This window comes from Rhizocola hellebori, from assembly GCF_016862955.1.
In the GTDB taxonomy this organism is placed as follows: domain Bacteria; phylum Actinomycetota; class Actinomycetes; order Mycobacteriales; family Micromonosporaceae; genus Rhizocola; species Rhizocola hellebori.
On the sequence record NZ_BONY01000176.1, the window covers coordinates 1 to 3,255 of the forward strand.

At 67.7% G+C, this 3,255-nt stretch carries 3 protein-coding genes; all 3 read left to right on the forward strand.

Going from position 1 to position 3,255, the window contains the following annotated elements; translation table 11 throughout:
• Window positions 1–136 precede the first annotated feature (136 nt).
• Window positions 137–526, forward strand: coding sequence for a hypothetical protein (locus tag Rhe02_RS49300; RefSeq protein ID WP_203915528.1), 390 nt, complete (start codon window positions 137–139; stop codon window positions 524–526).
• The gene (locus Rhe02_RS49305) at window positions 523–1,551 is read left to right on the forward strand and encodes a hypothetical protein (protein ID WP_203915529.1); all 1,029 of its coding nucleotides are present in this window, start codon (window positions 523–525) and stop codon (window positions 1,549–1,551) included. Before Rhe02_RS49300 ends, Rhe02_RS49305 begins: the two co-directional genes overlap by 4 nt.
• The coding region (locus tag Rhe02_RS49310; protein WP_203915530.1) for a cell division protein FtsK at window positions 1,548–3,255 on the forward strand (1,708 nt) is incomplete at its 3' end. The genes Rhe02_RS49305 and Rhe02_RS49310, both read left to right, overlap by 4 nt.

A 3,255-nucleotide genomic window follows, 5' to 3' on the forward strand; every position in this document is an offset into this window, starting at 1 on the left:
CTGGAACTCGTCGAGGCCGATACATCGATCCGTCTACCTGCTAGGGAAGGACATGGCGATGCCTACTCAGGTTATCGTCTCGGCTTCGGCCGAGCAGCCACGGTGGGGTTTTGATGCCTCACACCCGCTGGCTGAGGTGGTGGCCCGGCTGCATCGGGCACACGGTGATGCATCAACCACGCGCAACATCGGCATGGTCGCCTGCGCCCAATGCTGGGAGCAGGCGATTCGTGCCGATGAGCGCTTGGCGGTGGAGTTTGAACTTCCAGCGCTCGACATCGACCCCGATTACGTGGACACGGTGGCAGTCGAACGCGCTTGCAAGAGCGACACCAGTGCCGTGAGGCTGACACCCGCTGAGCGGCGTACTGCGGTGGCCAAGCTGACCGCACAGGGATTGACCCTCAACCAGATCTGCCGTCGGCTCCGGATCGCGTCGCGCGATGTTCGCTCGATCCAAGGTGGTGGCCGGTCTGGACAGTCGCTCCGCCTCGCAATTCGTCACAGCAAGGCGGTGGCCCGATGAGCGCCCCGCAGGTGTCCGGCAAAGCGGCTGACCGCCTGTCGATGGCCTTCTACGCAGGCGTGGCGGTAATCGCGCTGGCCGGACAGATCACAGCCGCTGAGCGGCTCGAACTGTCGATGCTGCTCGCGATACCCGGGATGGCGCTGCTGGAGCTGGGCGGCGTGGCACTCGCAGCTCGCGCCGATTACCGGCGCCGCCTCGGCGAGAACGCCTACGCGGCCCGGGTGCTCTCGGGCGGGGTGGCGTTGTTCGCGGTGCTGTTCAACTGGTTTGGCCACCAGCCCAACGTGTTCGCCGCTGGCGTGTTCGCGTTCATGTCCGCGCTCGGCTACTTGGTGTGGCTGATCAACTCTGGGGACAAGCGCCGTGACCAGCTGCGGGCTGAGGGCAAACTAACCGCTACCCCGCCTGTCTATGGGTGGGCGCAGTGGCTCAAGCGCCCGGCGCTGACCCGCCGTGCCCGCGCTCTGGCCCTGGCTGACCCGACGCTCGGTGTGCACGGTTCGCTGAGCGCGGCTGCCAATGCCGTTCGGGCCGAGGCGCGGCAGAAGGCGATTGCGGCAGCGCTGCGCGCCAAGCTCGCCAAGGCCGCTGACCCGACCTCGGCAGCAATCGCGGTAGCCACTTATGACCTGGACACGATCGCGGCGAAGCTCGCGGCCGAGGCCGACTATGACGGGCTGACCGCGTTGATCGCGGCTGAGATGACGCCGGTACTGCTGACCGCGTCGGCCGATGCTGTCGCCACCCGCAAGGCCAAGACGGCTGAGCTTGCGGCGCGGGCTGACGCCAGCCGCCCGGCGAAGGCGTCGACAGTGGCCAACGGCGGGAAGGGCATCTCCACGGCTGATCGTGTCGCCAAGCTCGCGGCGAAGACACCGGAGGCGAGCCCGGCACAGCTCGCGGCCAAGCTCGGCCTGTCTGAGCGCACGGTGCAGCGGTATCTGCCCAAGGCGACCTCCGAGGCTTCTTCCACGGTGGCGGATGTTGCCGACAGCAGCGTGCTGGCGGGAGCGGCGGCATGAGCGAGCACATCGATTGGGACGCCTACGAGCAGGAACTGTCTGATGTCGACAGCGCCCCGGTTCTGGTGGACTCCGCTGCTGATGTGACACCTCAGTTGGTTCCGGGCGGCGAGCACCGCCGCCCGGTCCTTCCCCCGTGGCTCAAGTCGCTGCGCGCGGCGCGGGACATGGCCCGATGGGCGCTGGGGTACACGTGGCACACCTTCCGCTTCCACCTCGTGCGCATACCGGTCTACGGCGGCAAGCTCGCGCTGCGCTCACCGCGCGGCCTGTGGCGCATCGTGCGCGGTGGCTTCCGATGGGGCTTTGACCTGGAAGGCGAACCGGTGCGGCAAGCCGCCGTACGCCGCGAGGACGCTCACGAATACCTCAAACTGTCCGCCCAGCGCGACAACCGGGTGAGGCTTCGCGTGTTCCTGGCTGTGACCGGCACTTCGGTGCTGTGCTGCGCGGGCTGGTGGCTGGCCATGTTGCCCGCCTGGCAGCGCTACAGCCTGCTTGCCCTGGTGGTGTTGGGTCTGGGTGCTTTGGGCGCTCCAGCTGACAAGCCGCTGCTCGACCGCGCCGTAGTTACCGCCCGCGTGGCGAGGCTGACCTCTGACGTGGTCATCCGCGCCCTGGGCGTGCTGGGCCTGGCTGGCATCAATCAGGCCTTGGCCAAGAACGGCAACGCGGTCGGGTTCGCTGCGCCGATCACCCGTGACGGGCCTGGCTGGCGGGCCGATATCGACCTTCCGGCCGGTGTCACCGCAGGTGAGGTCATCGACCGCCGCGACAAGCTCGCCTCTGGGCTTGGGCGCCCGCTGGGCTGCGTGTGGCCCGAGGCTGCGCACGAGGTCCACCCGGGACGGCTCGTGCTGTGGGTGGGCGATCAGGACATGGCCACCAGCCGCCAACCCGCGTGGCCGCTACTCAAGGCCGCAACGGCGGATCTGTTCAAGGCGTTCCCGTTCGGCACCGACCCGCGCGGCCGCACGGTCACCATGGATCTCGTCTACACGAACCTGCTGATCGGTTCGATTCCCGGCTACGGCAAGACGATGGCGCTCAAGCTGCCCCTGCTCACCGCAGCCCTCGACCCCACGGCGGAGGTGTGGGTGTTCGAGCTCAAAGGCACCGGAGACCTGGAACCGCTGGCCAAGGTAGCCGCGCGCTACGCGTCGTCGGCCGACGATGACGCGGCCGAGGCTGCGCTCATCGCGCTGCGGGACCTGCGTAAGGAATGCGCCAAGCGGGCCGAGGTCATCAAAGGCCTGCCCAAGACGGTATGCCCAGAAAACAAGGTCACCCCAGAGCTGGCCCGGCGCAAAAGCCTTGGCCTGCATCTGCTGGTGGTGGCGATCGACGAATGCCAAGAGCTGTTCTCCCACCCGGAGTTCGGCAAGGAAGCCGGAGCCCTGGCAGAAAAGGTCATCAAGCTGGGGCGTGCCCTGGGCGTGGTCCTGCTGCTGGCCACGCAGCGCCCCGACGCCAAGAGCCTGCCCACCGGCGTTTCGGCGAACGTCGGTACCCGGTTCGGGCTACGCGTCCTGGGCCACGTGGAAAACGACATGATCCTTGGCACCTCAGCGCACCGCAACGGCATCCGCGCAACCATGTTCGTCAAGCGGGACAAAGGTGTTGGCCAGCTGGTCGGCGCGGCCGACGAACCGCAGATAGTCAAAACGTTCTATGTGGATGGACCGACCGCAGACCGCGCCTGCG